We start from the raw sequence: 14,665 nt of genomic DNA, 5'->3' as shown, positions 1-14,665 counted from the left end.
ACTGTCACTCATTTTATAAGATAATCGATTGTACTGTCAATGATAGTGAACTCTAAGAGGAAATCATTTTTTTATAATAAAATCTCCTAATAAACAATTAGGAGATAAAAATACAATATATCTTTAAGAAAGTGCCTTTAATCCTGTCACTCCACATACAATAAGAAACACACTAATGATACGCGCTTTACTTTTCGACTCACCAAACAAGAACATGTTTAACAAAACTGCACCTGCTGTTCCGATACCAATCCAAACCGCATACGCGACACTTACTTGTAAAAATAAGAAGGAAGTATACAAAAATGCGAAGGATGTAGCAAACCCACCTATATAAATCGCACCATTGGCTAATGTCTTATCTTTACTATACATTTTAAGTCCTATCACACCGACTATTTCACTAATTGCAGCACAAAATACGAAAAACCAACCCATTTTTAAGCAACTCCTTCCACAGTTTCTTCTTTATTGTCAGCTAACTTTAAACCGATAACGCCGGCTACTACCATAAGAATGAAGAATAGTTTGCCTGCGCTGAAACTTCCACCGAAAAGAAATACATCCATTAAGAAAGTACCTACCGTACCAGCTCCAGCGAAAATAGCATATACAGTTCCTGTTGCAAGATGTTCACACGCTTTAGAAAGGAAGTGAAAATCAACAGCGATAACTCCTAAAATAATAATCCAATGCCACCAAGTATTAGCCGTATTAAAACCAAACACCCAAAAAATTTCAAAGATACATGTTAATATGACATATAACCAAGCTCTATTTTTCATACCTCTCACCTCTTATGACTGACTATCAGTCATTTTTTGTTTTAAAAAAATATACTCTTTCATCAATATTATATAAAAACAACTATCATCCTCATTTACCATTGTATTTGTTCCATTTCTAAGCTAAATGCATCCTGCCACATAAAAAATGACTGAATGTCATTCATATGTATTGTACATGAACATTTTAAAAATTGTCAATGCCGAAAGTTTATTTAAAATTTCTTTCATCCGATTTGTATATTTCCTAATAATCTGTCAATACTGCTAGTAACATAATATTTTCTCCACTCCCCCTTGGAGAGATCCCTTGAATGGAGCAGTTAGCTTTTGCTAGCTGCTCTTTTTTATTTGCCAACACACTATGAGATCAAATCCATGTTTATCCTATAACTAAGGAGCGGATTTTGTTTTCTATTTATTTTCCAAAGAGGCCTTGTATGCAATAATTTTATTCTCAAGCATCTTCTCTGTAACCTCTAAGTTTTCTCTTTGAATCTGAATAGATTTCCTATGATCTTCTAGGAGCTGTAAACGAGCTTCTGTTGTATGCGCCCCTTCTGTATATAATCTAGCGTATTCTCTTATTTTCGCTATTGGCATTTGCGTTTGTTTTAATTTCATTACAAACTGCAACCACTTTATATGTGACTCTTCGTAAAGTCGATTTCCATTTGTATCACGATTTGCAATTAATATATTTTCCTTTTCATAATAACGTAGTGTATGTGTGCTCACGCCTAATAATTTTGCTACCTCACTAATTGTGTACATACTAAAACTCCCTCCACATGCTTACCCTCATATATTTTATGACCGTATCAAATTTATAAAAAACATTTGACTTAGAGTATACTCTAACAAATACAATCTAACCATAAATGAATTTGAATTTAGGGGGATTTTATATGAAATATACGGTTATTACTGGTGCAAGTTCCGGAATTGGTTATGAAGCAGCTTTAGCATTTGCATCTCGCGGGAAAAATTTAGTACTTGTAGCTCGAAGACAAGAAGAATTAGATGGATTAAAATTGAAAATTAACGAAATGCATCCAGAGTTGGATGTTGTCATTCGACGAACTGATTTATCTGTTACTGAAGATGTTTATAAACTTTATGAAAGCCTACAAGCTTTTCAAATTGAAACGTGGATTAATAACGCAGGTTTTGGTAATTTCGCCTCAATTGCCGAACAAAATTTAAATAAAATCGAGACGATGTTGCATGTCAATATAGAAGCACTAACAATACTCTCTTCTCTTTTCGTTCGAGATTATTCAATGGTTGATGGAACACAGCTTATTAACGTTTCATCGGGCGGCGGATACACGATTGTTGCTGATGCTGTTACGTATTGCGCTACGAAATTCTATGTAAGTGCATTTACAGAAGGGCTGTCTCACGAACTGAAAGAACAAGGCGCAAAACTGCAAACAAAAGTTTTAGCTCCTGCTGCAACTGAAACAGAATTTGCGAAACGTTCATTTGATATTGATGAATTCCAATACGATAATGTTGTACCAAAATTCCACACTGCAAAACAAATGGCACAATTTATGCTCGATCTTTATGATAATGATAAAGTTGTAGGAATTGTCGACGGTTTAACGTATAACTATGAACTTAAAGATCCACTTTATAATTTTGCCGTGAGACAAAAGAATTCAAATTCTTAATAACTTGTCCATTTCTTATGGAAATATATATTCCCACTATATATGTAAATAATAGTGGGAACTTTTTCCCTATAAATTTTTCATCCAACATACCGCACCATCGCCACTTCATCACAATAATCCACCTTTGGACAATGTCTACAATCAATCCATACTTTCTCTGGCAACGCTTCTTTATTTATAAAATCAAATCCACACTTTTGAAAAAATACTGTTTCATATGTTAAGGAAATTACTCTTCTTACATTTATTTTCGTAGCTTCCTCCATTACATGATTTACGAGCATACGCCCTATCCCTTTCCCTGCATATGTATGCGAAACTACTAACGATCGTATTTCTGCAAGATCTTCTCCTAATACATGCAATCCAGCAACTCCAACAATTCTCTCGTCTTCTTTCATAACATATAAACATTGCAAATATTGATAAAGAGACAAAAGAGAACGTGGTAAAACAACTCCCTCTTTTGCATAAACCTCAATAAGACTATAAATTTCTTTCACATCACTCGTCACCGCATTACAGATTTTCATATTACATCCCCTTGCCCTCGATATTAATATTTATAACTTTAAATGAATTTTAATTCATAATTTTATATAATAATACAGCTCTCTTTTCTCCTCGTCAATCACTTTATACAACCAAAAAACCAAGCAATCTAATCGATGCTCGGTTCCTCATCTCGTATCGGCAATACTGTTGAATATTTAATTTCACGAAGTGCCAAACTCGTCTGTATACGTGTAATACCAAGCTTATTCAGCTTTCTAATAAACTGCTCTAGTTCTTTACGATCACGATTTGCAACCTTTAATAAATAATCGTACTCTCCTGTTAAACAGTGACATTCTAACACTTCCGGCATTGATTCTAATTCTTTCTCCAACACTTCCAACTTGTCAAATTGATGAATATTCGTACTCATAAAAATAAAGCATAATAAATCAAACCCAAGCTTTTCTTGATTTAAAATCGCAACTTGCTTATCGATGAAACCTTCCCCATCTAACCTTTTTATTCTTGCATGCATCGCAGCCGGTGATAAATTAACGCGACGTGCCAGCTCTGCATTACTTACTTGTGAATCCTTCTGCAATATATCTAAAATTTGTACATCCAAATCATCCAACACTTTAATAACAGACGACTCCATTACAATTCCTCCTTTTTTCTTACCGATGATTATTCGAAAAAACAACTTATAATTTATATAAAACTGAATATTTTTCTGTAAATATCATTTTAAACTAAATATTTTATCGAGTTTTCACCATTATACAAAAGAATATATTACATAATAAAGAAAAATGCTAAAATTATTTACAATTAGTATTGATTACAAAAAAGGGGATTTTATCATGCCTTATTTTTACGTCTTTTTACTATTACTAACGAGCTTATTATGGGGAGGAAATTTCGTCGTTGGAAAATCACTCGTCGATCATGCATCACCGATGACACTGACAAGTTTAAGGTGGCTGATTGCGATTGTTTGTTTATTACCAATGGTATGGTTTAAAGAAAAGAAAATCCTTCCACCACGTACCGCAATACTTCCGTTAATATTGATGGGAATTTCAGGAGTCGCTCTTTTTAACATCTTTCAATTTTTAGCATTAGAAAAAACATCCGCTACGAATGTAGGTCTTATCTCTACATTGAATGCAATTTCAATCGCATTATTTTCAGTATTATTTCTAAAAGAAAAAGTAAATACACTTCAAATCCTATCCATGATTCTTTCATTCTTCGGGGTCATCCTCGTCCTATTAAAAGGTGATTTCTCGCTTTTATTTTCACTATATTTTAATAGCGGTGATTTATGGATGATTGCAGCAGTTTGTATTTGGGGAATCTATTCTGTTTGTAGTAAATGGGCAACAAAAACAACTACACCACTTATGGCAACGTTGTACTCTGGTATTTTCGGCGTTATTTTATTACTACCGTTTAACATAGGTAGCTTCACTGTTTCAAATATAAATACTTCTTTCATCACATCACTTTTATATACTGGGCTTATTTCGACAGTTCTTTGTATGGTATTTTGGAATATTGGTGTACAAAAATTAGGCGCAACTACATCAGGTATTTTTCTAAACTTCAATCCAATTTTCACAGCCATTTTAGCATTCATATTCCTCGGAGAAGAATTAACGTGGATACAAATTTTAGGGACAATTGTCGTTGTAACAGGATGTTATTTATTTTCTCATTTCAAAACTGTTGCCGTTCAGCCAACTAGACCTTTAATGCGAAAACATTCTTAATGAAAAAACATCGTCATCTGGGTTGGCGATGTTTTTATTTTCTCTTCATTTCTTTTATATACTGCTTTTCCTCTTCTGGCGATAAACGTTCCGTCGCCTTGCCAGTATCTCCACCTTGAAGGCTCCATAAAAAGTTATGCTCCTCAACAGTTTGAGAAAAATCTCCTTTTTCCCATCTATTTATAATAGAAAATAACTTCATTTTATATTGAAAACCTGTACTATTTTCAATATCTCTTTTTACATTAGAAATTTCCTTTTTTGTCATCTCTACAAATCCCCATTTTTCAGAGGATTTTACCTTTTGGTGCACCATTTTATGCATAGTAGAAATAATTTCACCTTCACTAATTTGCGGAGCTTCTTCTGCAGCTTTTTTCTCTTTTTCGTTTGTCGCTCGCTCGGTTTGAATATTTTTATTTTCTTTTTCTACATATGCAAGCAATTTCATTCCGCCAACTATAGACGAGAAAATTACTATAATTGTAATGCATATACCTACGATCCATTTAAAAAGCATTAGCTCTTCATTGCTTCCCTAACAATATAACTATCTACATACTGCTTAAACTTCACGATTTTTCCGTTCTCCAGTTGCCATACATGGACAAATTCTGCTTCAAATGATTTTCCCGTTTCTTTATAAACTCCTGAATACATACCTTCAGCAATAATTACATCTTTTCCGCTTACTTCATGATATGTATTTACACTTGCTTTATAATCATCCCATTCTGATCCTAAACGGCTAAATACATTTTCCATTATAGCTTCTACGCCTTTATATGTTCCGCCGTACGGAAAACCTTCTGCCTCTGTCCATTCCACTTTTTCAGAGAGGGCTTCTGCTAAATGCTTTGCATTTGAAGAAGCTGATCCTTCATACGTGCTTTTAATAATTTCTAAATTTGATTTAGGCATATTACTTCCTCCCGTTTATTTATTTTTACACAAGATGTAACTTTTATAGTTACATCTTGTGTAAAAAAATATTTAAATTGTTTTACTCTTAATCCATTAGTTGTAATCATTATAGTTACAACATCTCTTCAAGTCAACATTTATAAATAAAATTTACTTCGTTTTCATTACTTTCTCTTTTAAGAAACGATCTACATATCCTTCTGCTTTTACTACGAATAAATACGCACCCATTGATAATAATGCAAGATCTAATTCATATCCTGGATTCTTTCCATCTCCTAATAAACCTGCTGCTCCATTTACCTTTACGATAGCCCCAGCTAAAATAAGAGCGAATAACAATCCTACATATCGTACACCTAAACCGATAATTAATAATATACCACCAACTAATTCAACTGTTGCTACGCCGTATGCAAGGCCACCTGGTAAACCGATGCTTGTAAACCATCCTGCTACATTATCGATACCTGATTGAAACTTTGCTAAACCATGTGCAAAGAACGTAACTCCTAACACGATACGAATAATTAAATTCCCAATATATTGATTCATTTTGAACTCTCCTCTTTGTTTTGTTATGGTGAACTTTTATTTACAAGTCAAAACAATACGGTATTTTATTTCATTCGTCAAATACTTTTTTAAAGAAAACAAAAAACATTATCCGTTTTACGGATAATGTTTTCTTACAAAATAGCGCTAATTCAAGCTTTTATTCTATCGCATAAAAAAGTTGAAACATTTTTCCAGCGCCAATATAAGGCAGTAAAGACACGTCCTCTTCCACAACCATTCCAATAACGTTCACTTTCTCATCTACAGGTAAATCATATATGGCAACTTGCATCTCCCCTGCATATCTACCGTACAATTCATTATCAATTGTAATACTCCCTTTCTTTCTTACAATTGTATGCATCGGCTTTATCACCACTCTATTTCCTTCCCTTGATTCTACAGATCGAATAACATCACGAGCCGGATCTAGTCTATTTGTATGCACTTGCTCTACCACTTTTAATACTTCTTTATCAGTTATAAATGATTTGTAACGCAATGGAATAATCCCTCTACTTGCACTAGCTACTTCTTGCATACTTTCTAAACTTGCGCTTATATCTCCAATCAATACTTTATCAACACCACAATCTTGAACAAGTTCTAAGTACGCTTCAAGCGGGCGCATATTGCGATGTTTTTCTAACGTTGGTAACCCTTCATATAACGGACCACGTTTTTCCGCATCTCCTGGAATAAATGCCATTGTCTTTATTCCGCACTTCTGTAAATATTGATTTTGTTTTTGTAAGAAAGACTTTGCTAGTCCTGTCTCTGGGCGCGGGTAAAAATTATGCCATGCTTCTACATTCTCTACTCTTATATGTTCTGCAAGTAATTCTTTCCAAAATGACTTTGTAATCGTACTCGCATTTAAAGCTACTTTCATCTTATGAGATACGCTTGTAATTTCTTTTGGCGCAATGCCGTAATCCATTCTTAAACCGGTAATGCCCCAGTCCAATAGCTCTTCCACATTTTCATATGTTAGCCCTAAATGGTGTAACGATTTTGGAGAAACATCAACCATTAGCTCCATCTCATGTGCAAGAGCTTTTTTCCCTAATATTTGAATTAACTCTTTATACGTATTTGGATCATCTTCTGGAATGTGCAGTGATGTAAAAATAGATGTAAACCCATTTTCCTTCGCTACTTTTAGCCACTCTTCTTGTTTCTCTACTCGTTCTTTTGAAAGATAAATGGAAACTCCGATCATATAAATCTCCCTCTCTATTAATAGAAAAAGAGAAAGGAATCCCTTTCTCTATATGTTTTCTGCCATTTCTTCTTTAAATCCGAAGAAGTACGTAAAGATAAATCCGAAAGCATATGCAATTACTAAACCTAAGAAATATAGTAAATATTTATTGTCAGCAATTAACGGAATTAAAGATAGCCCTGATACGCCAATTCCAAGAGAAGCTGTTTGCATAACTGCTTGGAATGCACCACCGACAGCCGCTCCTAAACAAGCAGTAATAAACGGTTTCCCAAGTGGTAATGTAACCCCGTATAATAACGGCTCACCAATTCCTAAAAAGCCAACTGGCAATCCACCTTTAATTACATTTCGAAGTCGTTTGTTTTTTGTTTTCACATAAATCGCAATTGCTGCGCCCACTTGGCCAGCACCAGCCATTGCGAGTACTGGTAATAAAGGTGTTACGTGTGTTTGATTAATGAATTCCATATGAATTGGTGTTAAACCGTGATGCAATCCGACCATAACGAGAGGTAAAAATGTTCCCGCAAGTACTGCGCCAGCAAATGCTCCGCCAATATTTAAAATAGCATTAATTCCGCTCGTAATACCATCTGATAAGAAACCTGCTAATGGCTGAATGGCTAACATCGTTACGATACTTACAACTAATACAGTAATGAGTGGTGTCACGATAATATCAACTGCATTCGGCACTGCTTTTCGAACTTGTCTTTCCACTACAACCATAAGCCATGCTGCAAAAATAACTGCGAATAATCCGCCCCGTCCGGGCACTAATGCTTCACCAAACAATTTTACGTTTGCCATCGCCGGGTTGAAAATTAAAATGCCAGCAATTGCCCCAAGAACCGGTGTCCCGCCGAACTCTTTCGCTGTATTCCAACCAACTAAAATTCCTAAGAATGTAAAGATACCGCCGCCAATGAGTAGTAACATTTGTAACCACGTTGCATTTGGATCAGCACCAGCGTTTTTCGCAAAGTTAGCAACCCCGTTTATAATTCCTGACGCAACAAGTCCTGGAATTAACGGAATGAAAATACTTCCTATTTTTCGTAAAAAGTTTTTCACCGGTGTATTATTTTTCTTCTTAATCTCTGATTTCATCTCTTGCCCAATATCTTCAAGGTGATGATCTGCTACCTCACCAATTCGTAGTCCTGTTAAGCCTTCCATTTCAGCTGCTACTTTATTTACTGTTCCTGGACCAACGACAACTTGAAGCGTCTCATCTTCTATAACACCCATAACACCTTCAACCTTTTTCAAAAGGTCCGTGTTTACTTTACTTTCATCATGAAGCGTTAATCGTAGTCTCGTCATACAATGAGCAATACTACGAATATTTTTTATTCCTCCAAGTTGCTCCGAAATTTCCTTGGCCATTCTCTCTTCTTTCTTCATAATAGAATCCCCCTCCCTATTATTTTATAGTGCTTTCTTCACAAACCCTTTAGCGTATTTTAGTTTCTCCAGTGCTTCCCCATATTCACACTGCAACAACACCATAACAATGGCAGCTTTTACGTTACGTTCTGCCTTTTCATAATACTCTGCCGCTACTTCATAACTAGCGCCTGTTGCTTCCACAATAATTCGTTTTGACCGTTCTACTAACTTTTCATTTGTGGATTGAACATCTACCATTAAGTTTTTATATACTTTTCCTACACCAATCATCGAAGCTGTTGAAATCATATTCAACACTAATTTTTGTGCTGTACCAGCTTTTAAACGCGTTGATCCTGTTAATATTTCTGCACCTGTCTCTACTTCCACATTTAACTTTGCATATTTACTTATTTCAGCATTTTTATTACAAGAAATACTCGCTGTACTCGCTCCTACACTCTGTGCGTATTTCAAGCCGCCAATTACGTAAGGAGTTCTGCCACTTGCAGCAATTCCAATCACTGTATCTTTCTCATTTAATCCAATACTTTTTAAATCTTCTTCTGCTAACTCTTCGCGATCTTCGGCACCTTCCACCGCTTTAGTAAACGCTTTCAATCCACCTGCTATAAATCCTTGCACCATTTTATCATCCGTGCCAAATGTCGGCGGACATTCCACTGCATCTAGAATACCTAAACGACCACTCGTACCAGCACCAATGTAAATTAAACGTCCCTCTTCTTCAAAAGATTTAATAACAGTCTGTACAACCTTTTCAATTTGTTCTATCTCTTTTTCAACTGCTAACGCAACAGTTCGATCTTCTTCATTCATACTTTGTAACACTTCTTTTATGCTCATCTCATCCAAATTCATTGTTTTCTCATTACGATGTTCTGTCGATAAATTTTCTAACATATTGCCACCCTCTTTGAAATTATATTTCACACTTTTATTATAACTTCAAGAAACTAAAAATCAATTACTCTTTCTTATTTTATGAAATAAAATTTCACGACATGACATATTTTTGTCAAAGATCATAAAGTGAAACTTTAATCAGTGTGGGTTTTGTTCATCCCCACTGATTATTAGCCCGCACCAATCGGGCATTAACGGGCAGTTGATCCCCACCTAACTTTCTTTGCTTCCGCTGAATTTTGAAGTGAGGGTCTTACTGCACGGCAAATAGGGGGATAAAAAAAGATGAGTCTCCTCATCTTTTCTTCTACTTTAACTTCCGTAACCGCAACGCTTCTTCTCGTGTCTCCATAAATTGATTCAATACTTTATTACCAATTCGATTGAAAGTAATCACATATAAAGCATCGATCATATTCAATTGCGTCATTCTCGAAGCAATACTCGCAATACGATGATCTTGTTCTACATCTGGCATACAAAGGCGAATATCCGCTTCTTTATATAACGGTGATGATTGATCTAGTTTCGTAATTCCAATAACAGTTGCACCTTGTCTCTTTGCATACTGCGCCATTTCAAGCACATCTTTCGTTCGACCAGATGTTGAAATCGCAACAAATATATCGCCTTCTTTTAAATTCGTCACAAGCGGCAACATCATATGAAAATCGGATAGCATCATCGCTGTAAATCCGAGCCTTGTAAATTTATAAGCTCCGTCCATCGCCGGAGTAGCTGATCCGCCTACTCCATAAAAGATAATTTTATCGGCATTTACAATACGATCTGCAGCTTTTTCAAGTTCTTTTTTATCTATCGCCGTCACGCTCGCCTCAATTGCAGCTTTATTCACATAAGTAACTTTATTAAATAAATCATACGGTCCATCTTCTGTATTCATCACTGAAAAATCGTTAATATTATAATCAGCAATCGTTAATTCACGAACGAGTGCTATCTTAAATGCTTTAAAACTTCCGATTCCAATCGATTTACAAAAGCGAACGACACTCGCTTCACTTGCGCCTGCATTCGTTGACACTTCTTTCGTCGTTAAATTCGGTACAATCTCTGCATTCTCCATTATGTACATGGCAACCTTCTTCTCAGCTGGTGAAAATTGATCCATATTACTTTCAATTTTAAATAGTAATGTTGAAGCTTTCACTATTTAACCTCCACTTCTTACGGTTGCGTTCACTTATTTTCTCTTGCTTCAAGAAGGTAATAACCATCATCGCCAGGAGGATGAAACACATTTACAATGCGATTCCCTTTTTGATAAACAGTTCTTTCCCCTTCTGTCCACTTCTTTTCCCAACCGTTCATCCAAATCGCAACATCAGGTAAAAAAGCAGTATATTTCAGCTTCTGACCGTACTCACCATCTGCTTCTTCCGAAAAAATAGAAACCGGAAAATCTTTCACTTTTGATTCTTTCCATGCAGTAAATGGTATACATACTGCAATAAGTACGATTACACCGATAACCTTCTCCTTCGTAATCTTCACACTTCCCTCTCCTTGTCATATCACATACATAGATTTTACCATAATTACAAACCCTTCATGCTATATGATCGTTGCTTTTAGGAATAAAAAAAGAGCTTACCTACATCAGATAAGCTCTTCCTCTCTATACAAAATATTTCTTCAAAAGTGGCGGTGTAATAATCGTCGTCAATATAACAACAATAACAATCGCTGTGAAATTTTCTTTCGCTAATAAATTCGCCGTAAGTCCATTTGCAGCGATGATAAGCGCTACTTCACCACGTGATACCATCCCCGCGCCAATACTAATAGAAGATTGGAGGTTAAACCCTGTCAGCCTTGCTCCTAAACCTGATCCGATTAACTTTGTGAAAATCGCAATGAGAGTCATAATAATAATGAACCAAAGCTGGCTTCCAATGCCTTGAAATGTAATTTCCATTCCGATACTTACGAAGAATACTGGAACAAATATTGCATAAGCGATCGGTTCAATTTTATGTTCCACTTCATGCTTATACTCTGTTTGAGAAATAGCAATTCCCGCCGCAAACGCTCCAATAATACCTGCAATTCCCATCATTTCACTGTAATAAGAAAAAGAAAAGCAAATAATAAGAGCCGCGCTAATTAACGCTTCTGTTACACGAAGCGGGACAAGCATTTTCATAATCCAAGGAACGACTTTCCAAGCAATAAAAACAATACTTACAAAGAAAATAATTTTCTTTACAATGACAAGTGTTATATTCACATCTTGTGTTCCTAAAAAACTCATTACAAATGCTAATAAAATAACGACAATGACATCATCAAATACGGCAGCACCTAAAATTGTTGTACTTTCTCTCGTATTCATTTTTCCTAGATCACGTAGCGTCTGCACCGTAATACTAACCGATGTCGCGCAAAGTAATAACCCTAAAAAAATGGCATGGGATTGTATTAATCCAAACAGCAATCCTGTTACATAACCACCGATGAAAGGAAAAATAATTCCACCAGCCGCTACTGCAAATGAAGATTTCAAATTCCGATTTAACTCTTCTAAATCCGTTTCAAGTCCCGCCATAAACATAAGTAACAAAACACCAATCTCACTCAGTTCATCAATCAGTTCAGAACTATTAATAATACCGAGTACAGCCGGACCAATAATAATACCAACAATTAACTTACCAAGTACAGAAGGCTGACCAAGTCTCACACTAATATCACCAGCTAATTTCGTACAAAGTAAAATGACGACAAGTTCAAAATAAAATAACATAGCATCTGCTCCTACTTTAACTTTAATCAGTGGGGCGTTAACCCCGTCCATTTCTGCAAGTAGTTTCCCCTATTGATCCGCATTTTATTTGTCATATTTTTATTTGACAAAATATTCTGAATTATATTAAGATTAATCCAGCAATTTTAAAAAACTACATACCATAACTGCACCTCCACTTACTTACTCTTTTTTAATGGGCTCATACTATAGTCGCAGTTATGGAAATGAAAAAACGGGGGGAGAGAGTCCAAAGTGAAGTCATTATTACGAAAAAAAGCGCTTAGTACTGAGTCACCAAAGCAACTAGATAGAACATTAACTGCACTCGATTTAACGTTTTTAGGAATCGGCGCCGTAATTGGGACAGGGATCTTTGTATTAACAGGTATTGTTGCAGCAAAACATTCTGGTCCTGGTATTATGCTATCATTCCTTATTGCTGCATTTACTTGTGCTTGTGTAGCCTTTTGTTATGCTGAATTTGCTTCTTCTATTCCTGTCTCAGGAAGTGTGTATACTTACGCATACATGACAGTCGGAGAAGTCGTCGCCTTCATCGTCGGATGGTGTTTAATGCTCGAATATTTACTTGCCGTTGCAGCAGTAGCTGTCGGTTGGTCTGGTTATTTACAATCATTACTACAAGGTTTCAATATACACCTGCCCGCCATAATCGCCTCGGCCCCTGGCGTAGGAAAAGGTGGCCTCATCGATTTACCCGCTGTTTGTATTTTACTAATCATTACCGGTCTTTTAAGCTTCGGTATACGCGAAAGCGCTCGCATTAATAATATTATGGTTCTTATCAAGCTAGCAGTTATTATCGCTTTTATCGTAGCAGGCGCAAAATATGTAAAACCTGAAAACTGGACACCGTTCATTCCATTCGGATACGACGGTATTATTACTGGCGCTGCCACTGTGTTTTTTGCCTTTTTAGGTTTTGATGCAATCGCAACCGCTGCGGAAGAAACGAAAAAACCACAGCGTGATTTACCAATTGGTATTATTGGTTCCCTTCTTATTTGTACTATTTTATATATGATTGTATCTTTCGTTTTAACAGGTATGGTTCCTTATACACAATTAGACGTTTCTGATCCAGTTGCATTTGCATTGCACTTCGTTGGTGAAGATGCAATAGCAGGACTACTCGCTGTTGGAGCGATGACTGGAATGACGACCGTCCTCCTAGTCGTGATGTATGGACAAGTTCGCGTTTCGTATGCGATGAGCCGTGACGGTCTACTTCCAAAAGCGTTAGCACGTGTAAATAAAAGAGTAAAAATCCCTTTATTAAATACATGGATTACTGGCGTCGTTGCCGCTTTATTAGCAGGCCTTTTAGACTTACATTTGCTAGCGAATTTAGTAAACATCGGCACATTAACAGCCTTTACATTCGTTTGCTGCGCAGTACTTATTTTACGAAAAACACACCCTGACTTAAAACGTGGATTCCGTACACCTTTCGTACCTGTATTACCAGTTGTCGCGATTCTTTGCTGCTTATATTTAATGATCAATTTGTCTAAAACAACATGGATTAGCTTTGCAGTTTGGCTTATAGTCGGCTTATGCTTCTATTTCTTCTACTCTAGGAAACATAGTCATTTAGCTACCGAAAAAACAGATGATGAACAGAAAAAAGCATAACAAAATAGCTCGCCGATAAAACGGCGAGCTATCTTTCTGTACTATTATATTTTTTCGTTAACGATTGTAAAATGAAAAATATGCCGATGCAAGCTGTAAACCATGCCCAATTTCCTATTGGTGTCGAATATTTGACCATTCCAATACCCACAAGCACTAAGAAAATAGTCACCTGATATATGAGCTTCCACTTTTGCATATATTCCCTCCTTTACTTCGTCCCCTTCTTTTTCTTCTTCCAGGCATTCAAACTATCAAAGAAGAAGTTAATAAATAACGTTCCTAATCCAGCTAATAAAAACGTCATTAAGAATAAAACCCAAATACTTTTATCTTTTAATAAATAATATCCTACAAGGAGCACAACCGCGATCCATACATATTCAAGAATTCTTTTTAGCTTTTTCTGTTCCAAATTATTCGCTCCTTCTTTCTATGCTACTTTTAGTATAACAAAAAAGAAGCCTATC

General features: G+C 35.8%; 19 protein-coding genes. 3 read left to right on the top strand and 16 right to left on the bottom strand.

The features are described 5' to 3' along the window. Window positions 1-123 precede the first annotated feature (123 nt). The 3 genes from MHB52_RS04430 to MHB52_RS04420 all read right to left on the bottom strand — a co-directional run bounded on the left by MHB52_RS04430 (window position 124) and on the right by MHB52_RS04420 (window position 1,559). The gene (locus MHB52_RS04430) at window positions 124-438 is read right to left on the bottom strand and encodes a DMT family transporter (RefSeq protein ID WP_000539671.1); all 315 of its coding nucleotides are present in this window, start codon (window positions 436-438) and stop codon (window positions 124-126) included. A gap of 2 nt (window positions 439-440) precedes the next feature. Further along, window positions 441-785 (bottom strand): DMT family transporter, encoded by a 345-nt coding sequence (locus MHB52_RS04425; RefSeq protein WP_000796019.1) that lies wholly within the window; start codon window positions 783-785, stop codon window positions 441-443. A 414-nt stretch (window positions 786-1,199) separates the two neighbouring features. Then, window positions 1,200-1,559, bottom strand: a complete 360-nt coding sequence (locus tag MHB52_RS04420) for a MerR family transcriptional regulator (protein WP_000288064.1) — start codon at window positions 1,557-1,559, stop codon at window positions 1,200-1,202. A gap of 134 nt (window positions 1,560-1,693) precedes the next feature. Here MHB52_RS04420 and MHB52_RS04415 point away from each other — a divergent pair, with 134 nt between their 5' ends. Then, window positions 1,694-2,464 (top strand): SDR family NAD(P)-dependent oxidoreductase, encoded by a 771-nt coding sequence (locus MHB52_RS04415; protein WP_000878074.1) that lies wholly within the window; start codon window positions 1,694-1,696, stop codon window positions 2,462-2,464. 80 nt (window positions 2,465-2,544) lie between these two features. On the opposite strand, the gene MHB52_RS04410 is transcribed toward MHB52_RS04415, so the two are convergent. Then, window positions 2,545-3,000 carry an N-acetyltransferase gene (locus MHB52_RS04410; RefSeq protein ID WP_000686663.1) on the bottom strand — a complete coding sequence of 152 codons (456 nt, stop codon included), beginning with the start codon at window positions 2,998-3,000 and terminating at the stop codon, window positions 2,545-2,547. A 128-nt stretch (window positions 3,001-3,128) separates the two neighbouring features. Further along, window positions 3,129-3,623 carry an Lrp/AsnC family transcriptional regulator gene (locus MHB52_RS04405; RefSeq protein ID WP_000446088.1) on the bottom strand — a complete coding sequence of 165 codons (495 nt, stop codon included), beginning with the start codon at window positions 3,621-3,623 and terminating at the stop codon, window positions 3,129-3,131. A 205-nt stretch (window positions 3,624-3,828) separates the two neighbouring features. On the opposite strand from MHB52_RS04405, the gene MHB52_RS04400 reads away from it, so the two are divergent. Then, window positions 3,829-4,740 (top strand): DMT family transporter, encoded by a 912-nt coding sequence (locus MHB52_RS04400; RefSeq protein ID WP_001146266.1) that lies wholly within the window; start codon window positions 3,829-3,831, stop codon window positions 4,738-4,740. Between the two features lie 34 nt (window positions 4,741-4,774). Here MHB52_RS04400 and MHB52_RS04395 read toward each other — a convergent pair whose 3' ends face one another. The 9 genes from MHB52_RS04395 to MHB52_RS04355 all read right to left on the bottom strand — a co-directional run bounded on the left by MHB52_RS04395 (window position 4,775) and on the right by MHB52_RS04355 (window position 12,587). Beyond that, entirely contained in the window at window positions 4,775-5,260 is a 486-nt protein-coding gene (locus MHB52_RS04395) for a PRK06770 family protein (protein WP_061664780.1), read from the bottom strand. Next, a complete protein-coding gene (locus MHB52_RS04390; RefSeq protein ID WP_001126690.1) occupies window positions 5,260-5,661 on the bottom strand; it encodes a nuclear transport factor 2 family protein in 402 nt (133 codons plus the stop codon). Before MHB52_RS04390 ends, MHB52_RS04395 begins: the two co-directional genes overlap by 1 nt. Before the next feature lie 153 nt (window positions 5,662-5,814). After that, the gene (locus MHB52_RS04385) at window positions 5,815-6,219 is read right to left on the bottom strand and encodes a DoxX family protein (protein ID WP_001077751.1); all 405 of its coding nucleotides are present in this window, start codon (window positions 6,217-6,219) and stop codon (window positions 5,815-5,817) included. Between the two features lie 160 nt (window positions 6,220-6,379). Further along, complete coding sequence (locus tag MHB52_RS04380) at window positions 6,380-7,444, bottom strand: DUF871 domain-containing protein (protein WP_061664781.1); 1,065 nt, start codon at window positions 7,442-7,444, stop codon at window positions 6,380-6,382. Between the two features lie 48 nt (window positions 7,445-7,492). Continuing rightward, window positions 7,493-8,857, bottom strand: coding sequence for a PTS transporter subunit EIIC (locus tag MHB52_RS04375; RefSeq protein WP_061664782.1), 1,365 nt, complete (start codon window positions 8,855-8,857; stop codon window positions 7,493-7,495). Window positions 8,858-8,881: 24 nt separating this feature from the next. After that, entirely contained in the window at window positions 8,882-9,766 is an 885-nt protein-coding gene (murQ, locus tag MHB52_RS04370) for an N-acetylmuramic acid 6-phosphate etherase (protein WP_000892345.1), read from the bottom strand. A gap of 310 nt (window positions 9,767-10,076) precedes the next feature. Continuing rightward, window positions 10,077-10,940, bottom strand: coding sequence for a MurR/RpiR family transcriptional regulator (locus MHB52_RS04365; protein ID WP_000648164.1), 864 nt, complete (start codon window positions 10,938-10,940; stop codon window positions 10,077-10,079). Between the two features lie 29 nt (window positions 10,941-10,969). Continuing rightward, window positions 10,970-11,284: a hypothetical protein gene (locus MHB52_RS04360; RefSeq protein WP_000704958.1), complete on the bottom strand. Its 315-nt coding sequence runs from the start codon at window positions 11,282-11,284 to the stop codon at window positions 10,970-10,972. A gap of 124 nt (window positions 11,285-11,408) precedes the next feature. Then, a complete protein-coding gene (locus tag MHB52_RS04355; RefSeq protein WP_000349228.1) occupies window positions 11,409-12,587 on the bottom strand; it encodes a cation:proton antiporter in 1,179 nt (392 codons plus the stop codon). A gap of 204 nt (window positions 12,588-12,791) precedes the next feature. Here MHB52_RS04355 and MHB52_RS04350 point away from each other — a divergent pair, with 204 nt between their 5' ends. Continuing rightward, window positions 12,792-14,195 carry an amino acid permease gene (locus tag MHB52_RS04350; RefSeq protein WP_000838710.1) on the top strand — a complete coding sequence of 468 codons (1,404 nt, stop codon included), beginning with the start codon at window positions 12,792-12,794 and terminating at the stop codon, window positions 14,193-14,195. Between the two features lie 28 nt (window positions 14,196-14,223). Here the strand turns inward: MHB52_RS04350 and MHB52_RS04345 are convergent, their stop codons facing one another. Beyond that, complete coding sequence (locus MHB52_RS04345; protein WP_016117211.1) at window positions 14,224-14,394, bottom strand: hypothetical protein; 171 nt, start codon at window positions 14,392-14,394, stop codon at window positions 14,224-14,226. A gap of 12 nt (window positions 14,395-14,406) precedes the next feature. Continuing rightward, window positions 14,407-14,610 (bottom strand): hypothetical protein, encoded by a 204-nt coding sequence (locus MHB52_RS04340; RefSeq protein WP_000435800.1) that lies wholly within the window; start codon window positions 14,608-14,610, stop codon window positions 14,407-14,409. Between the last annotated feature and the right edge of the window lie 55 nt (window positions 14,611-14,665).

It is taken from the genome of Bacillus sp. FSL K6-0073 (assembly GCF_038006085.1).
Taxonomy (GTDB): Bacteria; Bacillota; Bacilli; order Bacillales; family Bacillaceae_G; genus Bacillus_A; species Bacillus_A cereus.
This window is presented reverse-complemented; position numbering and strand designations above follow the sequence as displayed.

Coding starts and splice junctions, on each gene's coding strand:
- MHB52_RS04405 (WP_000446088.1), bottom strand. CDS start 3,623: ATGGAGTCGTCTGTTATTAAAGTGTTGGATGATTTGGATGTACAAATT.
- MHB52_RS04385 (WP_001077751.1), bottom strand. CDS start 6,219: ATGAATCAATATATTGGGAATTTAATTATTCGTATCGTGTTAGGAGTT.
- MHB52_RS04425 (WP_000796019.1), bottom strand. CDS start 785: ATGAAAAATAGAGCTTGGTTATATGTCATATTAACATGTATCTTTGAA.
- MHB52_RS04420 (WP_000288064.1), bottom strand. CDS start 1,559: ATGTACACAATTAGTGAGGTAGCAAAATTATTAGGCGTGAGCACACAT.
- MHB52_RS04345 (WP_016117211.1), bottom strand. CDS start 14,394: ATGCAAAAGTGGAAGCTCATATATCAGGTGACTATTTTCTTAGTGCTT.
- murQ (WP_000892345.1), bottom strand. CDS start 9,766: ATGTTAGAAAATTTATCGACAGAACATCGTAATGAGAAAACAATGAAT.
- MHB52_RS04380 (WP_061664781.1), bottom strand. CDS start 7,444: ATGATCGGAGTTTCCATTTATCTTTCAAAAGAACGAGTAGAGAAACAA.
- MHB52_RS04355 (WP_000349228.1), bottom strand. CDS start 12,587: ATGGACGGGGTTAACGCCCCACTGATTAAAGTTAAAGTAGGAGCAGAT.
- MHB52_RS04415 (WP_000878074.1), top strand. CDS start 1,694: ATGAAATATACGGTTATTACTGGTGCAAGTTCCGGAATTGGTTATGAA.
- MHB52_RS04390 (WP_001126690.1), bottom strand. CDS start 5,661: ATGCCTAAATCAAATTTAGAAATTATTAAAAGCACGTATGAAGGATCA.
- MHB52_RS04375 (WP_061664782.1), bottom strand. CDS start 8,857: ATGAAGAAAGAAGAGAGAATGGCCAAGGAAATTTCGGAGCAACTTGGA.
- MHB52_RS04430 (WP_000539671.1), bottom strand. CDS start 438: ATGGGTTGGTTTTTCGTATTTTGTGCTGCAATTAGTGAAATAGTCGGT.
- MHB52_RS04395 (WP_061664780.1), bottom strand. CDS start 5,260: ATGCTTTTTAAATGGATCGTAGGTATATGCATTACAATTATAGTAATT.
- MHB52_RS04400 (WP_001146266.1), top strand. CDS start 3,829: ATGCCTTATTTTTACGTCTTTTTACTATTACTAACGAGCTTATTATGG.
- MHB52_RS04410 (WP_000686663.1), bottom strand. CDS start 3,000: ATGAAAATCTGTAATGCGGTGACGAGTGATGTGAAAGAAATTTATAGT.